We start from the raw sequence: 21,343 nt of genomic DNA, 5'->3' as shown, positions 1-21,343 counted from the left end.
AGGGTAACGGGTCCGCCTCAGACGCCCGATCCGGCGATCTGCAGGTTGCCCGCGTCGCCAGAGACCTGGATCCACCGGTTCTCCGAGGTCACGGTGCCATTGGCGAGCTGATAGGTGAGCGTGACGACCGCGCGGTTCGGCCCGTTGGGGGTGATCGAGCCGACAGTCACCGACCGCACCGACGACCAGAACGACGAGTACTGCCCGAACCCGCCGGTCTGCGCCTGGTAGCCGGGAGCGAGTTGCGCCCACGCCCCGCCGATATTGCCGGGCAGCATGCCGTAGTACCCGGCGATGAACTGGTTGATCCGGTCCGGGGTGGGCGGACCGAACGGCGTGGTGGTGATGGTCGTGCTGGTCGGTTTCGCGGTGGTGGGGGTCGGCTTGGCGGATGTGCTCGTCGGGGTCGCACCGGCGCTCGTCGCACCGCTCGGCAGGGCTTCGGGCGGGGCAGACACGGTGATCGTTTCCTGCTCGGGCACGATGACGACCGTGCTCACCTTGCCGTCGACCACGGTCGTGACGGTGACCGGCGATGCCGGGACCTGCGCCTGTTGATCGGAGTCACCGCCCCGGTCACGGGTGACCACCAGCACCACCAGCATCACCGTGAAGGCGGCGACGGCCGCGGCCAACAGCAGCACGGCGCGGCTGTTGTTCGCGCGGTCGGTGCGCGACGGCGGGACGGGGAACGCCGGATGCAGGCCGGAGCCGTCCGTCGGCCCGGCCGCGGCCTCGGCGCGCAGCTGCGCCTGGGCACCGGCGCGTTCGACACCGTCCGCGGCCGAGGACGCGGCGTCGCGCGGCCGGACGAGGCCGGGATCGCCTGCCGCCGCCTGCCGCACCGCGCCTGCCTGCCCGGCCCCGCCTGCCGCCGCTCGGCCGATTGCCCCGTCCGCTCGGCTCGCCGCGTTGCCGCCCGCGCCCGACGCCGCACTGCCGCTCACGTCCGAGGCATGCGGTGCGCCGGTCGAATTTCGGCCCGAGATGGCCGAGCGGGCAGCCTTGGCCTTCGCGAGACCGCTGCCGAACAACGCTGCCGCGCCCGACTTCGCCGTCGCGCCCCCGTTCGCGGGTGCGCCGGCCGGCGGAATCAGCGACGTGGCCGCCTCGCTCATCGGCAGAATCTTCGTGGCCGAGGCGGGCAGTGCCGGAACACGGCCCGCCGCAACGTCTTCCAGCGCGACCCGGGCCTGCGCCATCGTCGGCCGGTCGTCGGCGGACGCGGTCAGCAGCCACATCAGGACCGGGGCGAGCGGGCCCGCGTTCTTCGGCTCGGGCACCACACCGCGCGCGACGGCGTGCAGCACAGCCAGGGGGTTGTCGCCCTCACCGAACGGCGGAGCGCCTTCGGAGGCGGCGTACAGCGTGGAGCCGAGAGCGAACACGTCGGCGGCGGGTTTCGGGTTGTCGCCGCGGGCGATCTCGGGCGCCAGATAGGCGGGGGTGCCCGCCAGGAAGCCGGTGGCGGTGACGGTGACGTCGCCGGTCGCGTGCGAGATGCCGAAGTCGGTGAGTTTGACCGTGCCGTCGTCGCCGACGAGCAGGTTGGCCGGTTTCACATCACGGTGCATGATCCCGGCGTCGTGCGCGGCCGACAGCGCGGCGGCGGCCTGGGCGCCGATCCCCGCCACCTCGATCGGCGGCAACGTCACCCCACCCGCCAGCTTCACCGCGAGGCTCGGCGCGTTCATGTATTCCATGACCAGCCACGGCTGGCCGTCCTCTTCGGCGACATCGAAGACGGTGATGGCGTTGGGATGGTGCAGACGGGCCGCGATCCGGCCCTCCCGCATCGCACGCAGTTTTCCTTCGAGTGCTTGCGTACCGGTGAGACCGGGTGCGAGCAGCACTTGCTTCACCGCGACAGTGCGCCGCAGCCGGACATCGGTGGCGCGCCACACGACCCCCATCGCGCCCGTGCCGATCGGGTCGGTGAGTCGATAGCGTCCCGCGATCAACCGATCCGATGTCATATCGTGTGCCCCTCCTGCTTACCGCTGAGTCGTCTCGCCCTCCGCGCCACAGCGGGATGAAACTTTCGAAAATCCTACGTGCTGAACTGCTTCGATCCTGTTGCGGGACAGCCCGGTCCATGGACCCAGCGCCGCATCGTGACCAGACTCACATGCGTCGCAACGACAATCGGACCGGTCCGCGGGACCGGTCCGATCTGCCGACGCGTGTATCTCTGTGCCTGCAGTCTCTCAGGCGTTGAAGTATTTCGCCTCCGGATGCAGCAGCACGAACGCGTCCGTCGACTGTTCGGGGTGCAACTGCAGTTCCTCCGACAGCGTCACCCCGACCCGGCCGGCGTCGAGCAGGTCGACCAGCTTGGCACGATCTTCCAGGTCGGGGCAGGCACCGTAGCCGAAGGAGTAGCGAGCGCCCCGGTAGCCGAGCTTGAAGTAGTCCTGGATATCGGCGGGATCGTCGGCGGCGACGGACTTGCCGTCGACGGTCAGTTCCTCGCGCACCCGGCGATGCCAGTACTCGGCCAGCGCCTCGGTGAGCTGCACACCGATGCCGTGCACCTCGAGGTAGTCGCGGTAGTTGTCGGCGGCGAACAACGCGTTCGCGAAGTCGGCGATCGGCTGACCCATCGTCACCAGCTGGAACGGCAACACGTCGACCTGTCCGGTCGCACGAGCCTGCTCGCGCGAGCGGATGAAGTCGGCGATGCACAGGAACCTGTCGCGCTGCTGACGCGGGAAGGTGAACCGATACCGTTCCGGCGCATCCGGATTCGGGTCGGTCAACACGATGACCTCGTCACCCTCCGACACCGCCGGGAAGTACCCGTAGACCAGGGCCGCGTGCTGGAGCACACCCTCGGTGGCAAGCCGGTCGAGCCAGGCGCGCAACCGCGGCCGGCCCTCGGTCTCCACCAGGTCCTCATAGGTCGGCCCGTCCCCGGCCCGCTGACCGCGCAGACCCCACTGGCCGAGGAACAGTGCCCGCTCGTCGAGCAGACCCGAATACTCCGCCAGCGGCAGACCCTTGATCACCCGGGTGCCCCAGAACGGCGGCGTCGGCACGGGCAGATCCGCGGCCACATCGGAGCGTTCGGGCACCACGATCGGCACCTCGGCGGCCTTGCGCTCGGCCGCGATCCGCTTGGACCGCTCATGACGCGCCTTGCGCTCGGCGGCCTTGTCCTTGGCGGCGATCGCCGCCGGGCTGTCCGGGTCGAGCCCGCCGCCACGCTTGACGGTCATGATCTCGTCCATCAACCGCAGGCCCTCGAAGGCGTCACGGGCGTAGTACACGTCGCCGTCGTAGACCGCGGTGAGGTCGTTCTCCACGTAGGAACGAGTCAGCGCGGCGCCGCCGAGCAGCACCGGGAACTGTTCGGCGACACCCTTGGAGTTGAGTTCACCGAGGTTCTCCTTCATCACCACGGTCGACTTCACCAGCAGCCCGGACATGCCGATCACATCGGCCTTCTTGTCCTGCGCGGCGTCGAGAATGGTGGCGATGGGCTGCTTGATACCGAGGTTCACCACCTCGTAGCCGTTGTTGGACAAGATGATGTCGACCAGGTTCTTGCCGATGTCGTGGACATCGCCCTTCACCGTGGCCAGCACGATCCGGCCCTTACCCGCGTCGTCGGTGGCTTCCATGTGCGGTTCCAGGTGCGCGACAGCGGTTTTCATCACCTCGGCCGACTGCAACACGAACGGCAGCTGCATCTGGCCCGAACCGAACAGCTCACCGACGGTCTTCATGCCCGAGAGCAGGGTCTCGTTGATGATCTGCAGCGGCGGCACGGTCTGCATCGCCTCGTCGAGATCGTCACCGAGACCGTTGCGTTCACCGTCGACGATGCGCCGCTCGAGACGCTCGAACAAGGGCAGCAGCGCCATTTCCTCGGCGCGCGAGGCCTTCGACGAGGCCGTCGAGACACCCTCGAACAACGCCATCAGCTTCTGCAGCGGGTCGTAGTCCTCGGTGCGGCGGTCATAGATCAGATCGAGGGCCACCTGCTGGTGCTCGTCGGGGATCCGGCTCATCGGCAGGATCTTCGACGCGTGCACGATCGCCGAATCCAGTCCCGCTTCGACACATTCGTGCATGAACACCGAGTTCAGCACCTGCCGGGCGGCCGGGTTCAGACCGAAGGAGATATTCGACAGGCCCAGGGTGGTCTGCACCTGCGGGCGGCGGCGCTTGAGCTCACGGATGGCCTTGATCGTCTCCTCGCCGTCCTTGCGCGACTCCTCCTGCCCGGTGCCCAGGGTGAACGTCAGGGTGTCGATGATGATGTCGGACTCGGCCAGGCCCCAGTTGCCGGTGATGTCGTCGATCAGCCGCTCGGCGATCGCGACCTTGTGATCGGCCGTGCGAGCCTGACCCTCTTCGTCGATGGTCAGCGCGACGACGGCGGCACCGTGCTCGGAGACCAGCCGCATGATCTGCTGGAACCGCGAATCCGGGCCTGCGCCGTCCTCGTAGTTCACCGAGTTCACCGCACACCGGCCACCCAGATGCTGCAGACCCGCCTGCAAGACCGGCACCTCGGTGGAGTCGAGCATGATCGGCAGCGTCGAGGCGGTGGCCAGCCGTGAGGCCAGCTCGTTCATGTCGTCGGCACCGTCGCGGCCCACGTAGTCGACGCAGAGGTCGAGCATGTGCGCGCCGTCGCGGGTCTGGTCCTTGGCGATCTCGAGGCACCGCTGCCAGTCGGCGGCCAGCATCGCGTCACGGAAAGCCTTGGAGCCGTTGGCATTGGTGCGCTCGCCGATCATCATGATCGACGCGTCCTGCTCGAACGGCACCGCGGTGTACATGCTCGAGACGGCAGGCTCGTGCTCGGGGTGGCGACGATCCTCGATCGCGGGCAGCGTCTTCTCGACCTCACGCACCGCCTCGGCGACCTGGCGAATGTGCTCCGGGGTGGTGCCACAGCAGCCACCGACCAGCGAGAGCCCGAACTCGGACACGAACCCGCTCATCGCGACGGCGAGCTCTTCGGGGGTGAGCGGGTACTCGGCGCCGTTGGCACCGAGCACCGGCAGACCGGCGTTCGGCATCACCGACACCGGGATGGTGGCGTGGCGCGACAGGTGCCGCAGGTGCTCACTCATCTCCGCGGGCCCGGTCGCGCAGTTCAGCCCGATCATGTCGATGCCGAGCGGTTCCAGCGCGGTGAGCGCCGCGCCGATCTCACTGCCGACCAGCATGGTGCCGGTGGTCTCCACGGTGACGTGGGTGATGATCGGGATCCGGCGGCCCGCCGCGATCATGGCCCGGCGACTGCCGGTGATCGCGGCCTTGACCTGCAGCAGGTCCTGGCAGGTCTCGATGAGGATGGCATCGGCACCGCCGTCGAGCATGCCGAGCGCGGCTTCGGTGTAGGCGTCGCGCAGCGAGACGAACGGCGCGTGGCCCAGGGTCGGCAGCTTCGTGCCGGGGCCCATCGAGCCGAGGACATAGCGCGGGGTGCCGTCGGCGGACGGACCCATCTCGTCGGCGACATCGCGGGCGATGCGGGTGCCGCGCTCGGACAGATCGCGGATCCGGTCGGAGATGTCGTAGTCGGCGAGGTTGGGCAAGTTGCAGCCGAAGGTGTTGGTCTCCACCGCATCCGCGCCCGCCGCGAAGTAGGCGCGGTGAATCTCGGCGAGCACATCCGGGCGGGTGTCGTTGAGGATCTCGTTGCATCCCTCGAGGCCGCGGAAGTCGTCGAGCGACAGATCCGCGGCCTGCAACATCGTGCCCATCGCGCCGTCGCCGATGACGACACGCCGCCGCAGCGTGTCGAGGAGCGTGGTATCGAACCCGGTGGGCAAGGACGCAGACATGATTCAAGACTAGAGGGCGCCCCCGACGAACGAGACCACTGTGGGTGAATCGAGTGGCCTGCGCCACTGTTCCCGGTGGAAACACGCAACACCGTCGGTCACCGCAAAACAATTCGCACAAGACACTAGGCTGACCGGGTGGATGCCAGTGAGACCCCCGGGACGGAACTGCCGACGTTGCGCAATCCCGTCATGGTTGCCGCCTTCGAGGGCTGGAACGACGCCGGCGATGCCGCCAGTGGCGCCATCGAACATCTGGAGTTGATCTGGGATGCCGAGCCGCTGGCCGAACTCGATTCCGAGGACTACTACGACTACCAGGTGAACCGGCCGACAGTCCGTCAGGTCGACGGGGTGACCAGGGAGATCCAGTGGCCCTCGACGATGCTGTCGGTGTGTTCCCCGCCCGGAAGCGACCGCGACGTGGTGTTGCTGCGTGGCATCGAACCGAACATGAAATGGCGCAGTTTCTGCGACGACCTGCTCGAGTTCATCGAGCAACTCGGCGTGGAGACGGTCGTGATCCTCGGCGCGCTGCTGGCTGATACCCCCCACACCCGGCCGGTGCCGGTGACCGGCTCGGCCTACAGCCCCGAGGCCGCCGAGCGATTCAGCCTGGAACAGACCCGGTACGAGGGCCCGACCGGAATCACCGGCGTGCTGCAGGACCAGTGCGTGAAGGCCGGGGTGCCCGCGGTGTCGTTCTGGGCCGCCGTCCCGCACTATGTGTCGCAGCCGCCGAACCCGAAGGCGACGATCGCGCTGCTGCACCGGGTCGAAGACGTCCTCGATATCGAGGTTCCGCTCGGTGAGCTGCCGAAACAGGCCGAGGAGTGGGAAGCCGCGGTCAACGAGATGACCCTCGGCGACGAGGAGATCAGCGAGTACGTGCGCTCGCTCGAGGAGCGCGGCGACGCGGCGATCGACCTCAACGAGACCATGTCCAAGATCGACGGCGACGCCATCGCGGCCGAGTTCGAGAAGTACCTGCGCAGACGCGGGCCCGGCAGCTTCGGCCTCTAGTTCTCGTTCACCGGGAGTTCGCCGCACAGGCGCCTCCCGGCCGCCCTCGGCACGACACCTAGACTTTTTCGCGTGCCGACCCTGCCGATCCTCGCCCATCTGCGTGGTTTCGACGACCGCGTCGCGGTGCTGCACCCGGTGGGGCCCGCGTCCGCCGCCACCGTCACCTCGGTGACCTACGCCCAGCTCGCCGACCGCGTCGCGGAGTTCTCGGCCGAACTGGGACCGGTCCGCCGGCTCGTCGCGCTCACCGCGGGCAACGATCTGGACTCCCTCGTCGCCTACCTCGGCGCACTCGACGCGGGATGCGCGGTCCTGCTCACCGGCGAGCTCACCGGCGAACTGGCCGCAACCTACGACCCGGATGTGATCATCGACCGCGGTCGGGTCATCGCGAACCGCGCGCGGTCGGCGCACCGGCTACATCCGGAGCTGGCGCTGTTGCTCAGCACCTCCGGGTCCACCGGGTCGCCGAAGCTGGTGCGGCTGTCGGCGCGCAATCTCGGCGCCAACGCCGAATCCATCGCCGAGTACCTCGGCATCGGCCCGGACGACCGCGCGGCGACCACCCTGCCGCTGTTCTACTGCTACGGCCTGTCGGTGGTCCACAGTCATCTGCTGCGCGGCGCGAGCCTGTTGCTCACCGAGCGCTCCGTGCTCGAGCCCGAGTTCTGGGACGAGTTCCGCGAGCACCGGGCCACCTCGTTCGCCGCGGTGCCCTACACCGTCGATCTCCTCGACCGGATCGGCTTCGCCCGGATGTCGCTGCCCGCTCTGCGGTATGTGACCCAGGCGGGCGGCAGACTCGAGCCGGCCAGGGTCCGGACCTACGCGCGGCTCGGCGCGGCCGCGGGCTGGCGGTTCTTCGTGATGTACGGCCAGACCGAGGCCACCGCCCGAATGGCGTATCTCCCACCGGAATCGGCGGACGAGCACCCCGATTGCATCGGGATCCCCGTCCCGGGCGGGCATTTCACCTTGGCACCGGTCGACGACGGCGCCGCGGAGGAACTCGTCTACCACGGCCCGAACGTGATGCTCGGCTACGCCCGCCACTCGGCCGACCTGGCACTGGGCCGCACGGTCGACGCGCTGCGGACCGGCGATCTGGCCCGGCGCACGCCCGACGGGCTGTACCAGGTCGTCGGCAGGCGCAGCCGCTTCGCCAAGCTGTTCGGTCTGCGCATCGATCTGGGCCGCGTCGAATCGGAGCTGGCCACAGCCGGTTTCGTCGCCGCCTGCACCGACGACGGCAGCCGGGTGATCGCGGCGATACTCCCCCGCCCGGCGGCGTCGGCGACCTCGCGCCGAGCGCACGGGGTGGCGGTCGCGCGACTGATCGCCCAGGTGTCGGGCCTGCCCGCCACCGCGATCAGCGTGACCGTCGTCGACGAGCTGCCTCGGCTGGCCACCGGCAAAATCGACTATCCGGCGGTGCGCGCGATCGCCACCATACCGGCGAGCCCGGGCGACGATGTCGGCGCGATCTACGCCGACGCCCTCGGCCTGCCGATCGAGACGATCTCGCCCGCACACAGTTTCGCGGACCTGGGTGGCAGTTCGCTGAGTTACGTCACCGTGGCGGCACGCCTCGAGCGGGTGCTCGGTACCCTGCCCACCGACTGGCCACAGCGTTCGATCGCCGACCTGGGGCGAGCTCCCCGTACCCGCGCCCGCTTCGGCCGGGCGCTCGACTCCTCGACGGCTCTGCGCGCGATCGGGATCGTGCTGATTCTCGGCTCGCACATCCAGCTGTTCGAACTCTGGGGCGCCGCGCACGTGCTGCTCGCCGTGGCGGGCTACAACTTCGCCCGGTTCGCGGTGAGTTCCGCCCAACCCGCCCGGCGACTGCGACTCACCGGGCGGGCCGTGGCGATGATCGCGGTGCCGACCGCGCTCTGGGTCCTGATCACGATGGTCTGGCAACCCGGCTATTACAGCTGGCAGAATGTGTTGCTGCTCAACAAGATCCTCGGTCCCCGCAATGACACGGCGGGACACCTGTGGTTCCTGGAAGTGCTCGTGTACTGCACCGTGGCCTGCGCGCTACTGATCCGGGTCCCCCGGATCGACGGGTGGGAGCGGCGGGCGCCGTTCTGGTTCGCCCTCGGCCTGCTCGGCCTCACCCTGGTCTTGCGCTGGCATTCGTTCGGGCTCTATCCCGAACGCGATATCGCGTTGTCACCGCTGGCCTGTTGGTACTTCGTTCTCGGCTGGGCCGGAGCGAAGGCGACGGCGGTCTGGCAGCGGCTGATCGTCAGCGCCGTGCTGCTGGCTTGTGTGCCCGGATATTTCGGCGTCACCGAGCGGGAACGCCTTGTCATGGCGGGCATTCTGATCTTGATCTGGCTGCCCGCGCTGCGCGTGCCCGCCGTCGTCGCCGTGGTGGCGGTGGCGGTGGCCGACAGCTCGTTGTTCGCGTACCTGCTGCACTGGCAGGTGTACCCGGCGTTCGGCGACCAGCGATTGCTCGCACTGGTGGCCTGCCTGGCCGCCGGAGCGGCCGCTACCGAGATGGTGGATCGGTGCAGGCATCGGATCCCATGGCTAACGTTCCAGGGTCAGCACTTGAGCGGCCGCCTCGTGCGCCAGCTTCGCGATCAGCAGGTCACGCGGAATCGTCTGGCCGGTAAGGTGATCGAGTGACGGCACCACCACGTGGTGCGCATCGGCCCGCTTCAATTCCTGGGTGAGTTCGGCGAACGCCGCACCGTCACCCGCGGGTGCTTCGTGGAACGTCGCGGCGAAACACATGCCCGCGGTCCGCGCGAGGCTGCGTAGCGCATCCTCCAATTGGTCGCTCTGACCATCAGCCAGATCGTCCCGCAAGTATCCATAGATCAACGCTTCCACCCGAACCTCCGTTGGATTGGGATCGCTGTTCTGTTGTCGGACCTGTCGTGTACCGATCCCCCCGCGTCGCGCGGCACGCCACGCGGGGGTACTTCGTTGCCCTGCAAGCTCTCCTGCAAAGCCGGCATCCGGTTGTCGAGCCGAGTACCTGCTTACATCATGAACAATCATGGCCCCCGGCAGCAGATGTCAATCCGATGACATCTACATGCCCTATCCGGGACGCCGAACGTTAACTGGTGGAATACTACCGCCGTGACCGCAACTGATGATCGACCCGTCTGGGCTGTTCGGATGCGCTCGGAACGTGACGCGAGGGGGTGGTCGCAAGCCGATGCCGTTCGCGCTATGCGTGCCAAGTCCTCCCACAACCTGCCGACGGACAGTACCCTGCTGCGCAACTGGCGCCGCTGGGAATCCGGGGAATCGCGACCTGACGAGTTCTACGCGCCGATCATCGCGGCCGCGTTCGACACCGTCCCCGCCGCGTTCTTCCCGAAGTCCCGTCCCAACCGTGATGACGAGCTGTTATCGGCAACCGGTATGGACACTCTGGAGTTCATCGGACGACTCAGAATGTCCGACGTCAACAGCGCCACCCTGGACGCGGTGCGGATCACCGCCGAAAGGCTGTGCTGCGAATACGCCTACGCCGACCCCTACGCACTGCACACCGAGGGGACCGCGTGGCTGCGCCGGATCACCTCCCTGCTCGACGGCAGACTGACGCTGAGCCAGCATCGCGAAATCCTCGTCCTGGCAGGCTGGGTCGCGTTGCTGGTCGGTTGCGTCGACTACGATCTGGGCCGCCGGGGTGGTGCCGAGGCCACCCGCCGAGCCGCCGATTCGCTGGGTCGCGAGGCGGGCAATACCGAGATCGTCGGGTGGGCGGCGGAGATGTCGGCGTGGTTCGCGTTGACCCAGGGCAACTTCCGTGGCGCGATCGATGTCTCGGAGAAGGCCATGGCGGGTACCACGTCGTCGAGTGTGGGGGTGCAGTTGGCGGCGCAGCGCGCCAAGGGCTGGGCCCGGCTCGGTGATCGCCGCAATGTGCAGACCGCCCTCGACGAGGGCAGGGCGATCCTGTCGCGGATGGGTCATCCGGCCGATCTGGACAACCACTTCGTCGTCGACGCCACGAAATTCGACTTCTACGCGATGGACTGCTGCCGGGTGGCGGGCCAGGATCGACTGGCCGAGCGCTACGCCCAGCAGGTGATCAGCGATTCGACCCGACCGGACGGTTCGGTCCGCAATCCCATGCGGGTCTCCGAGGCGCGGCTCACCCTGGCCGTCGTGGCCGTGCGCGATCGCGATCTCGAGCGCGCGGTCGAGGAGGGTGTCGCGGCGTTCTCCGCGGGGCGCAAGTCGCTGCCGTCGCTGGCGTGGATCGCGGGCGAGGCGGCCAGGGAGATCATCGAACGATACCCAGGAGATCACCGCACCCAAACCTTCCTCGAGCAGCTGCGATCGCTCAATGTCGGATGAGCTCGCGCGGCGATGCCACGCCGATCGGGGACGGGTCCGGCGGAGCACGCGAAGGCCACCACTAACCTGTCTACGGTGACCGACTCCGCCGACGGCCTGCCCAGCGCCGTACCCGCCCTGTGGGACGAGCGTCTGCGGTTGTTCTCGTTCGCGACCGCCGAGAAGCGCGCCGACTACCTGCGGGTGCTGCGCGCCTTCGACAGCGCTCGGGCCGCCTACGTGGTGTTGTTGCACGCCGACGACGTCGCCGAGTGGATAGCCAGAGCCGAGGCGGGCGGTCGAGCCGAGGCGGCCGCGGGTGTCCCACTGCCCGCGGTCGAGATCGGTCCCCTGCTCGAGCAGCTGCATCGCTGGGGTGTGCTCGAACGCAGCTACGACGGCACCCGCGCGGCCACCCTGGCCGAGTACCGCAACCGGCACTACGTCTACCAGTTCGCGCAGGCCGGGTTCCAGGCCTACCGGGCGGTGGCCGGGGTGCTCGCGGCCCGGATGGAGGACGCGTCGCTGTCGCGGCTGGTGCTGCCCGAGCTGCTCGCCGACCTGCGCACCCTCTCCGCCGCCAACCGCGACGGCGACGCCGAGCGGGTCTACACCACGTTGCGCAGGCTCGACACCGCGCTCACCGACATGGCCGCGCGCGCCGCGCACTTCTACCTGTCTCTGGGCGACCTGGTGCGCACCACCGAGATCACGCCGGAATCCTTCCTCGCGCACAAGGACGCGCTGCTGGCACACATGCGGGAGTTCAGCATGGATCTGGCCCGGTTCGCCCCGCGGCTGGCGGCGGCGATCGGCGAAGTCGAGGAGACCGGCGTCGAGCAGCTGATCGGCCGCGCGGCCGGGTGCGACGAGCGGGTGCTGTTGAGTCTCGCCGAACGCGAAGCGGATTGGCGTTCCCGCTGGGACGGGCTGCGCACCTGGTTCGTCGCCGCGGGCACCGAGTCGTCGGAAACCTGCGAGGCCGATCGGCTCCGCGAGGCGACGATGAGCGCGATCGCGGCGGTGCTGTCGCTGTTGCGCCGGGTCACCGAGACCCGCCGAGGTGGCGTCAGCCGGGAATCGGCGTTGCGCCACCTGGCCGAATGGTTCGTCGCCACCCCCAGCGCGGGCAGTGCGCACGCGCTCTACGACGCGGTGTTCGGGCTGGGCAAGCCGCGCCACCTGTCGCTCGAACATCCCGACGCGGAGCTGATCCCCACCAGCCGATCCTGGTGGGAAGCACCGCCGTTGGAGATCTCCCGCACGCTCGCCGAAACCGGTCGCGCACCCACGGCGGGCGCCCCGGCCCGGATCGCGCGCAACGACGCGGGCGTGCGGCGGCTGCGGGAGGCCCAACTGGCGGCACAGCGTGAACGCGCCGCGGCCGCCGCCTCGCTGTCCCAGGGCAATGTGCACGACCGAGTGCTGGATCAGCGTGAGACCGAGGTGCTGTTGCGCCTGATCGACGCCGCCTCCACCGCGTGGGTTCCGGTGAGCGGAAAGGTCGACGGCACAACAGGTTCCGACAACGGCGTCACGTTGACAGTGCGCCCCTGCGATGGGTCGACGGTCATCCGGACCGCGGCGGGGCTGCTCCATCTGAACAACCGTCGCCTCGAAGTACGCGAGTCGAGCCGCCGCGGGGTCGCGCGATGAGACTGCGCATCGACTCGCCAGATTTCGGCGTCCATCGCTCGGTGCGACCGACGTCGGCACGAGGGGCAAGACTGTGAAGCGACAACGGATCGATGCGCTCGCTCTCGACAGTTATCAGCGGGCGGCGCGAGTGATGCTCGCCAATCACCTGGTCACCCGGGTCTATCCCGACCGGATCGCGCTGCCGTTGATTCGGCGGTGGGCGACGGAACTGCGCGAGGATCTGGCCGAATTGTTCGGTTACCGCTTGGAGGTCACCGAGACCACGGCCCGGCTCTACCCGGTGCACGATCGGCTCGATGACGCCCGGCCCGCCCGCAGCGTCAACGATCGGGTCTTCGACCGCCGCCGCTACGCCTATCTGTCACTGGCGCTGGCCGCGCTCGGCCGGGCAGGCGACCAGATCACCCTGTCCGAATTGGCCGAGCACGTCGCCGATTACGCGAGCCGGATCGAGGGACTCGACCTGTCGACCGAGCGAGCCGCCGATCGCGACGCCTTCGTCGATGCCGTCGGCTGGCTGGGCGCGCGGGGTGCGTTGACGTTGGCCGACGGCGACGCGGGCGGTTGGGCCAGCGACCCGGAGGCGGGCGAGGCACTCTACGACATCGACCGCCCGGTGGTGTTCGCGCTGTTCCGGCCCCCACGGGCACTGCAGCATCTACACAGCGTGCGCGGGTTGCTGGCCGAGGACACCGACCAGGCTGATCAGGCTCGCCGGGTGCGCCGGGCGCTCGTCGAGCGCCCCGTCGTCTATCTCGACGAACTGTCGGCAGCCGAGGGTGCGCTGCTCGGCCAGGACCGACTGGTCGGCGAGGTCGAACACTGCACCGGCTTGCGCGCCGAACGCCGGGCCGAAGGTGTGGCGCTGATCGACAACTCGGGACGACTGTCCGATACCCGCTTCCCCGGCACCGGAACCCTGGCACAGGTGGCGCTGTTGTTGATCGGCGAGATCGCCGACACGGTCCTCGACATCGACAACCCGATCCCCCGGCGCCCCGGCGCGCTCACCCCCGACGACACCCTGCTCGCGCACCTCGATGCGTCCATCCCCACTGCGGGCGTGTTCGCCCCGCTCGCCGAGGACCTCGAAACCAGCACGCCGGCCCCGGATTTCACCGACGACATCGACGACCTCGAACCCGTCACCTATCCGTTCCTCGACGACGCCTGGGTGCGCACGACCGTCACCGCGCTCACCGACCGCTACGGCGCGACCTTCGCCGCCCAGTGGCAGGCCGATGTCGGCGGGCTCACCACCGAGGTCCTCGCGCTGCTCACCAAGCTGCGGCTGATCCGGCCGGTCGAGGACGGGCTGCTGGTATTGCCCGCGCTGGCCAGATATCGCGGCGCGGTGGTCACCGTGCGGGTGCGCAAGGCCGAGGAATTGTTCGTCACCGCCGCCGATACCGACGGCAGCACCGGAGAGGGAGGGGTCTGAGCATGTCACTCATTCACGGCGGAGTGCGGTTCGTCCCGACCCGTGCCGGCATCGTCAACCTGTGGGACTACCGCGACCAGGAGTTCAGTTTCGCCGACGGGCGCCTGGTGCTGCGCGGTCCCAACGGCTCCGGCAAGACCAAGGCCCTGGAAGTGTTGTTCCCGTTCGTCCTGGACGGACGGATCGAACCACGCAGGCTGAACCCGTTCGCCGGTGAAGAACGCACCATGAAGTCGAATCTGCTCTATCGCAAGCAGGAATCGGCCTACTCGTATGTGTGGATGGAGTTCGCGCGCGGCAGCTGGGACGACCCGGAGACTGTCACCGTCGGCATCGGCATGCGCGCCACCCGCTCGTCGGACAAGGTGACCCGCTGGTACTTCGTCGCCGACGGTCGCGCCGGGGTCGACTTCTCGCTCATCGGTCCCGACGACCGCCCGCTCACTCGCAAGCAGTTGGCCGAGCAGATCGGCAGCGACGCCATCGTGGACCGGCCGGTCGAGTACCGGGCGGCGATCGACGCGCGCATGTTCGGGCTCGGCGTGCAGCGCTACGACCAGCTGATCAATCTGATCCTCACCCTGCGCAGGCCCCAGCTCGCCAAGAATCTCGACCCGCGCGGGCTCTCCCAGGCACTCACCGACGGCCTTCGGCCCCTCGACGAGCAGTTGATCCTCGACGCCGCACGCTCGTTCAGCGATATGGAGGAGGTCGGCCGCACCCTCGACGGGCTCGTCCAAGCCGATACCGCCACTCGCCGATTCGTCGATGTGTACCGCAAATACCTTGCGGTACAGGCGAAAACGGACGTCGACCAGCTCCGCGCCCGCCTCGATGCCGTGACCAACGCCGCCACCGCGCTCTTCGCCGCGACCGCTCTGCGTACCCGCCGCGACACCGACCGCACCGAAGCCGAGACCAGGGCCGAGAACGCCGACCAGGCCTATGAGCAGGCCATCGCCGACCGCGAGAATCTCCAGCGCTCCAGCGCCTACGAGGGCAAACAGCAACTCGACGACCTGGCCGACGCCGTCCGCCGCCTCGAAACCTCCGCCGCGGCCCACCGCGACAAGGCCGCCGAAGCCTCGCACACGCTGCAACGCCGCGCCGAGGAAGCCTCTCGCGCCACCGAAGCGGTCCGCACAGCGGCCGCCTCCCTCGTCCGCGGCGAAGACGCGGTCCGTGCCGCCGCCGAAGAGGCGGGCATCGAATGGACCCCACCGAGCGCCGAGGGCCGCGGCGACCAGTTCACCGCGGCGGTGCGCGGCCACGCGGAGGAACGTGATGCCGACGTGCGTGCGGTGCGACAAGCAGTGGGCAAGTGGGAAACCGCCGCCGCCGACCGCACCCGCTCCGAGCGCCTGGCCGAACGCGCTGTCGAACTGCGCGACTCGGCCGCCGCCGAAGTCGCCCATGCCGAAGCCGCGGTCGCCTTGGCCCGCAGCGAATCCGCCGCCGCCCTGCGCACCTGGTGGAACGCGCACAGCGAGATCTTCGGGGCCGTTACCGAACCGGGGGCGCACGACGGCCGCTCGGACGCGAATCCCGACGGACAGGACGGGAAAGGTGAACGTCGCCGAAAGGTGACGTCCGACACCACCGCCGGCATGTTCGCCGCGCTCGACGCTGCCATGGCCGGTGCGGGCGTGGAGGACATTCCCTCCGCCTCCGAGGTCTTGTCCGAGTGGTGCGAGCCGCTGCGCGAGCAGATCCGCACCCGCCGCGAGCAGGCGCGCTCCCGTGCCACCGCCGCTGCCGTGCGCCGCGATGCCCTGGTCGCCGAACGCACACAGATCGCCGCCCAGCACGACGACGCTCCCCCGGCCCATCCCGCCAGAACCGGTGTCCGCGAAGGACTTCCGGGTGCGCCGCTCTGGCAGCTGGTGCGGTTCGCCGACTCGGTGTCCCCGCGGGATGCGGCCGGTATCGAGGCGGCACTGCAGTCCAGCGGTCTCCTCGACAGCTGGATCTGTGGCCCGAGTCTGCCCGCCGGCATCGACTCCGAGCACTTCCTGCTGCCCTTGCCGATCGATCAGCGCCCGTCCGGCCGTACTCTCGCCGATGTCCTTGTCGTCGAGGACGATTCGGCCGATCTCACCGTGCCTACCGAGACCGTTGCCGCGGTGCTGGCCTCCATCGCCCTCCACGACACATCCGCACAGCCGGGTACGACGACCGATGACACGCCGGACGCAGAACGATCCGTGTCCGGCGATGCCACTCGGCTGGTCACCGGCGCCACCCTCACCGCACTGACCACTGCCGCCGCGCCGCAGGTCGTGGTCGGCCTCGCCGGAACTTTCCGGCAGGGCGTTCTGATCGGACACCACCACAAGCCCGAAGCCGAGTTCATCGGGACCACCGCGCGAGCGCGCAGGCGTGAGTCCCGGCTCGCCGAGATCGAGGCGGCGATCGAGGCCGCTACTGCCGAACATCAGGCGGCAAGGGACGAAGATAGTTGCGCCACTGCCGAATTGGCCGCGCTGTCGGCCGGCGCCAAGGCACTGCCGCGCCCGTCGGCGGTGACGTCTGCCCTGCGTGCCGTGTCCGAGGCCGCCGGCCTGATGCGGTCGAGGGTGGAGGCCGCCACCCAGTCCGAGCGCGAACTCGACCAGGCCGTCGCCGAAGTCGCGGCCCTGGACAAGAAGGTGCGCGCAGCCGCCCAAGCGCATCGAACCCCGCGCGAGGCACGCGAACTCGACGCGCTGGCCGCCGCGATCCGCCATTTCGAGAACACCGGTACGGGACTGCTCCGCCTACGCGCCGAACACGAACGCGAGCGCGAACGCGAACGCGAGGGCGCCGACCGGCACGACGAGGCGCGGGCACTGGCCGAGGCGTTCGCCGAAGAGGCCGAGGCTGCCCGACTGGGCTACACCGAGCAGCAGCGCAAACTCGAAACGCTGCGCGAAGCGCTGGGCGCCAGTGCCGCCGACATCGACCGCGATCTCGACCTGGCCCGCGGTGCCATCGAGGCGGCCAAGGCCGAGCAGCGGGCCGCGCGCAAGGCCGCCAATGCCGCCATCGAAGCGGTCGGCGATGCCGAGGCGGCCTCTCGCACCGCCAACGAAGCGCTCGCCACCGCACTCACCGAAGTGCTCGCCGAGGTGCGTTCACTGGCCCCGTACGCCCGACCCGACCTGTTGAGCCTGCTCGGCGCCTCGGTCGAACACCGCTGGCCCAGTAGCGATGCTGCGTGGTCCACCCCGGAGCAACTGCAGTACCGCATCGTCGCCGCGGGGCCGGAAACCGATCCGGAGGTGCTGCCCGACGAGGTGGCCGCCCTGTTCGCCGACCTCGACACCGCCACCAGCCAGGTCCGCGCCACCGAAGCGGGTCGCAAGTCCACCCGGTCCGCGGTCACCACCGCGCTCCAGGAATTCGACGCCGCGCTCACCGCCTCCGGCCGCGACTACCGGCTGAACTGGGACGCCGCCGACGGACTCACCGTCGTCGCCGTCCACGACGAGAACGGCCAGGCCGCCCTGGCCGACTTCGCCGCCCGCATCGACGCCGCCCGCCGCGACCAGGAACTGCTGCTCACCGATGCCGAGCGGCGCATCCTCGAAGACGCGCTGCTCACCGGCCTGGCCCAGCAGATCCACGAACGCACCACCGACGCACGCGAACTCATCTCCCGCATGGGCGCGGAGATGAAGCAGCGGCGGATGTCGTCGGGCAACACCATCGGTGTGCACTGGATCCTCGCCGACGGGTTGTCGGAGTCCGCGCGCTCCATGTGCAAACTCCTCGACCGCGACACCACCGCCCTGAGCCCGGAAGACCTCGGCTCGGTGCGCGCCCACTTCGCCGCCGAGATCCGCGCCGCCCGCACCGCGCACCCGGAGCGTTCGTACCCCGAAATCCTCGCCGCGACTCTCGACTACCGGACGTGGCGAGTCTTCTCCTTCACGCTGATCTCCGGCGACGGCACCGAGGACAAGCTCACCGTCGCCCGGCACAGCGCCCTCTCCGGCGGCGAACAGTCGGTCTCCCTGCACCTGCCCCTGTTCGCCGCCGCCCACGTGATGCTCGACTCCGCCGACCCGCAGGCGCCTCGCCTACTCGCTCTCGACGAAGCCTTCGCCGGCGTCGACGACAACGGTCGCAGCGAATTGCTCGGCCTCAGTGTGCAATTCGACCTCGACCTGTTCATGACCGGCTACGACCTGTGGATCACCTACGCCCACGTTCCCGGCTGCGCGCACTACGACCTGGCCCACTCCACCGCCGAGAACACCGTCAGCGCGACCCTTCTCGTCTGGGACAGCGGTGAGCTTCTCGCCGAACACGACGGCGGCGACCTCACCACGGCGCTGGGCTCCCCCAACCGCCGCCGAGTTCCCAACACGATCGAGGGCGGGTTGACCCTGGAAGGGATGCCGGGCGAACCCGCTCCGGTGGGCTGATCAGCGGTACGGGTTCGCCCAGCGCGCGCCGAAGAGAATCATCGTTCTGATGACACCGCGTAGCGGGCCGCGATCGCTGCGGCACGGTCGCGCAGGGTGGTGCGTAACCACTGCGGGGCAACGACTTCCGCGTTCGCGGCGAGCTGCCACATCGCCCATTCGGCGTGTCGGCGATCCTGGAAGGCCACTTCCAGCCGCAGTCGCCCGTCGTCGTCCGCTTCTTCGCGGTGGACAGCCACCGCGGTGCCGACCAACTCCTCGCGCCGCACCGGATCGACCAGAACCCGTACGGTGACGAGATCGCCGCCTGCGCGAAAGCGGGCGCTGCGCTCCTGCCAAGCCCGGTCCAGATCGACCCGGTCCGGTCGCTGGGCCGGTTCGGCGAGCGCCTCGGCGGCCACGACCCGCGACAGCCGGTAGGTGCGGTCCGCGCCGGATCTGGTGGCGAGCAAGTAGCCTTGGCCTCGGACGGTGACCAGGCCGATCGGGTCCACCGTGCGCCATGCCGGGCTCTGGTCGACGGCGGCGTAGTGGATGCGCAGCTTGTGTCCGGCGAGCACCGCGCGCCGGACCTCGCTGACGATCGTGTCGGGCAGCTCCTCGGCATCCAACCGGCGCGAGAGCAGATCGGTCTCGGGATCGATGAGCAATCGTTCGGCCGCGTCGCTCGCGGTCTCCCGATAGCTTTCGGGCAGCGCGTCGACCACCTTGAGCATGGCCGACGCGAGCGCCGAGCCGAGCCCGAATGCCTGTGCGCCACGCCGTGATCCGGCGATCAGCAAGGCCAGCGCCTCCTCGTGGTTCAGCCCGGTCAGCTCGGTCCGGAATCCGGGCAGCAGCGCGAACCCGCCGTGCCTGCCCCGTTCGGCGTAGACCGGAACGCCCGCCGTGGACAGCGCCTCGATATCGCGCAGCACAGTCCGGGTGGACACCTCCAGTTCGCGAGCCAGGGTGTCCGCCGACAGCTGACCGTGCCGCCGCAGCAGCAGCACCAGGGAGACCAACCGGTCAGCTCGCATACGAAAAACTATGCCAGGAATACACGACACAGGATGTCGTGTATTCCTGGCAGGTTCATCGCCATGACAAACATCGACCACGCGCGCCACACCATCGTCAACCCCGACGGCCTGCACGACCCGACCCCCTTCGGCTACAGCCACACCGCCGTCATCCCCGCTGGTACCGAACTGGTTCTCGTCTCGGGACAGTACGGATCCCGACCCGACGGCGCGGTCGTCTCCCCCGACTTCACCGAGCAGGTCGACCAAACCTTCCGTAACATCGCCACCGCCCTGGCCGCCCACGACCTCGACCTCAGCCACGTCGTCCAGCTCCGGACCTACGTCGTGAATCACGACGTCAGCAAACTGGGCCCCATCGCAGGTGCCGTCCAAGCGAACTGGGGCACAACCCCTCCCACCCAAACCCTCATCGGCGTCGCGAGCCTCGCCACCCCCGATGTCCTGTTCGAGGTCGAAGCCGTCGCCGCCCGCCCCTGAGTGTTCTCCGCACCTGCATCGGGCTGTCGAACCCGGTGCAGGTGGGGAGAGTTACCGGGCCGCTTTCCTCACGGGCAGATGGTCGATGGCGGCAACCTCATCGGTGACCATCCGAGACGCTCGAACGAGCACGGGCGGTCGCTCAAGCACCCAGGGCGGCTTGCAGGCGACTCGTGAGGGCACGCAATGCCGCGGTCAGTTCAGGCGAATCATGGACGCGGAACGGCACTCCCAGGGACGTCAGTTGTCCGGCGAGCCAGGTGGGGTCGTCGTCTCGGGTGGCGGTGAGGCGGCAGGTGGTGTTGCTGTCGGCGCGAAGGGTGTTCGGTTCCTCGCCGAGCCGGCCTGCGATTCGGCCGCGTGGAGCTTCGATGGTGACATCCACCTGGTATTCGGGTGTGGCCCAGTCGGTTCGGCGGCCTGCGACGTAGTCGGCCGGGTCGGCGGCGGGGAGGTCGCGGGGGGCGATCCGGGCGCCGGTGGGGTGGGGGGTTTCGATGCGGTCGGCGCGGTAGCTGCGCCAGGCGTCGCGGTCGAGGTCGTAGGCGACGAGGTACCAGCGGCGGCCTGCGGCGGCGACGCCCGCGGGTTCGGTGTGGCGGCGGGACTCGGCGCCGGTGGCGTCGCGATAGGTGAAGCGGAGGCGTTCTCGGTTGGTGACGGCGGCGGCGAGGGTGGTGAGGACCTCCGGGTCTACGGTGGGGCCCTCGCCCGCTCGGACCGTGACCGCCGCGCCGACCACGCGCACTCGTCTGCGCAGTGTCGCGGGCAGGACTTGTTCGAGTTTGGTCAAGGCTCGCACCGACGCGTCCTCGATGCCCGCGACCGCCTGTCCCGCGGCGACTCTCAGCCCCACCGCGACGGCGACGGCCTCGTCCGCGTCGAGGATCAGCGGTGGGAGCGCCGAGCCCGCGGTGAGCCGGTAGCCGCCTGCCGCACCCATCGCGGCGACTACCGGATAGCCCAGGTCGCGCAGGCGGTCGATGTCGCGTCGCACGGTCCGATCGGTGACGCCGAGCCGGTCGGCCAGTTCGCTGCCCGGCCACTCCCGTGGCATCTGCAACAGGGAGAGCAGGCGGAGCAGGCGGGCGGCGGTGTCGGTCATGTTTTCCATTCTCGCGCACATCTAGGACCAGAACTGTCCTAGATAGTCGATAACGTCGACATCACACCGACGACGAGGAG

The 21,343-nt window shown here is 69.2% G+C and carries 12 protein-coding genes; 7 read left to right on the top strand and 5 right to left on the bottom strand.

Translation table 11 applies throughout. From position 1 onward, the window contains the following. Positions 1–17: 17 nt before the first annotated feature. Together ACWFRF_RS09315 and metH are read right to left on the bottom strand one after the other, a co-directional pair. On the bottom strand, positions 18–1,976 hold the full coding sequence (locus ACWFRF_RS09315; protein ID WP_452449480.1) for a serine/threonine-protein kinase: 1,959 nt from the start codon (positions 1,974–1,976) through the stop codon (positions 18–20). Between the two features lie 231 nt (positions 1,977–2,207). Then, positions 2,208–5,804 carry a methionine synthase gene (gene metH, locus ACWFRF_RS09310; protein ID WP_452449478.1) on the bottom strand — a complete coding sequence of 1,199 codons (3,597 nt, stop codon included), beginning with the start codon at positions 5,802–5,804 and terminating at the stop codon, positions 2,208–2,210. Positions 5,805–5,996: 192 nt separating this feature from the next. Between metH and ACWFRF_RS09305 the strand changes: the two genes are divergently transcribed. Continuing rightward, positions 5,997–6,827, top strand: coding sequence for a PAC2 family protein (locus ACWFRF_RS09305; RefSeq protein ID WP_235569430.1), 831 nt, complete (start codon positions 5,997–5,999; stop codon positions 6,825–6,827). Positions 6,828–6,899: 72 nt separating this feature from the next. Beyond that, the gene (locus ACWFRF_RS09300; RefSeq protein WP_452449476.1) at positions 6,900–9,473 is read left to right on the top strand and encodes an AMP-binding protein; all 2,574 of its coding nucleotides are present in this window, start codon (positions 6,900–6,902) and stop codon (positions 9,471–9,473) included. Here ACWFRF_RS09300 and ACWFRF_RS09295 read toward each other — a convergent pair. Next, positions 9,375–9,680, bottom strand: coding sequence for a hypothetical protein (locus tag ACWFRF_RS09295; protein ID WP_301901081.1), 306 nt, complete (start codon positions 9,678–9,680; stop codon positions 9,375–9,377). The genes ACWFRF_RS09300 and ACWFRF_RS09295 overlap by 99 nt on opposite strands. A gap of 348 nt (positions 9,681–10,028) precedes the next feature. Between ACWFRF_RS09295 and ACWFRF_RS09290 the strand changes: the two genes are divergently transcribed. The 4 genes from ACWFRF_RS09290 to ACWFRF_RS09275 all read left to right on the top strand — a co-directional run bounded on the left by ACWFRF_RS09290 (position 10,029) and on the right by ACWFRF_RS09275 (position 18,656). Continuing rightward, the gene (locus ACWFRF_RS09290) at positions 10,029–11,168 is read left to right on the top strand and encodes an XRE family transcriptional regulator (RefSeq protein ID WP_379218162.1); all 1,140 of its coding nucleotides are present in this window, start codon (positions 10,029–10,031) and stop codon (positions 11,166–11,168) included. A 75-nt stretch (positions 11,169–11,243) separates the two neighbouring features. Next, positions 11,244–12,803, top strand: a complete 1,560-nt coding sequence (locus ACWFRF_RS09285; RefSeq protein ID WP_449965553.1) for a TIGR02677 family protein — start codon at positions 11,244–11,246, stop codon at positions 12,801–12,803. A gap of 73 nt (positions 12,804–12,876) precedes the next feature. Continuing rightward, positions 12,877–14,247: a TIGR02678 family protein gene (locus ACWFRF_RS09280; protein ID WP_452449473.1), complete on the top strand. Its 1,371-nt coding sequence runs from the start codon at positions 12,877–12,879 to the stop codon at positions 14,245–14,247. A gap of 2 nt (positions 14,248–14,249) precedes the next feature. Beyond that, positions 14,250–18,656: an SbcC/MukB-like Walker B domain-containing protein gene (locus ACWFRF_RS09275; protein ID WP_452449471.1), complete on the top strand. Its 4,407-nt coding sequence runs from the start codon at positions 14,250–14,252 to the stop codon at positions 18,654–18,656. Between the two features lie 38 nt (positions 18,657–18,694). Here ACWFRF_RS09275 and ACWFRF_RS09270 read toward each other — a convergent pair whose 3' ends face one another. After that, positions 18,695–19,675: a helix-turn-helix transcriptional regulator gene (locus ACWFRF_RS09270; RefSeq protein WP_379313977.1), complete on the bottom strand. Its 981-nt coding sequence runs from the start codon at positions 19,673–19,675 to the stop codon at positions 18,695–18,697. Positions 19,676–19,738: 63 nt separating this feature from the next. On the opposite strand from ACWFRF_RS09270, the gene ACWFRF_RS09265 reads away from it, so the two are divergent. Continuing rightward, positions 19,739–20,158: a RidA family protein gene (locus tag ACWFRF_RS09265; protein ID WP_378988207.1), complete on the top strand. Its 420-nt coding sequence runs from the start codon at positions 19,739–19,741 to the stop codon at positions 20,156–20,158. A gap of 142 nt (positions 20,159–20,300) precedes the next feature. On the opposite strand, the gene ACWFRF_RS09260 is transcribed toward ACWFRF_RS09265, so the two are convergent. Continuing rightward, positions 20,301–21,263, bottom strand: coding sequence for a helix-turn-helix transcriptional regulator (locus ACWFRF_RS09260; RefSeq protein ID WP_379313978.1), 963 nt, complete (start codon positions 21,261–21,263; stop codon positions 20,301–20,303). Positions 21,264–21,343: the final 80 nt, after the last annotated feature.

The sequence above is a fragment of the Nocardia sp. NPDC055165 genome (assembly GCF_053606985.1).
Note: the sequence above shows the minus strand (reverse complement) of the source record. Positions and strands in the feature narration are given on the sequence as shown.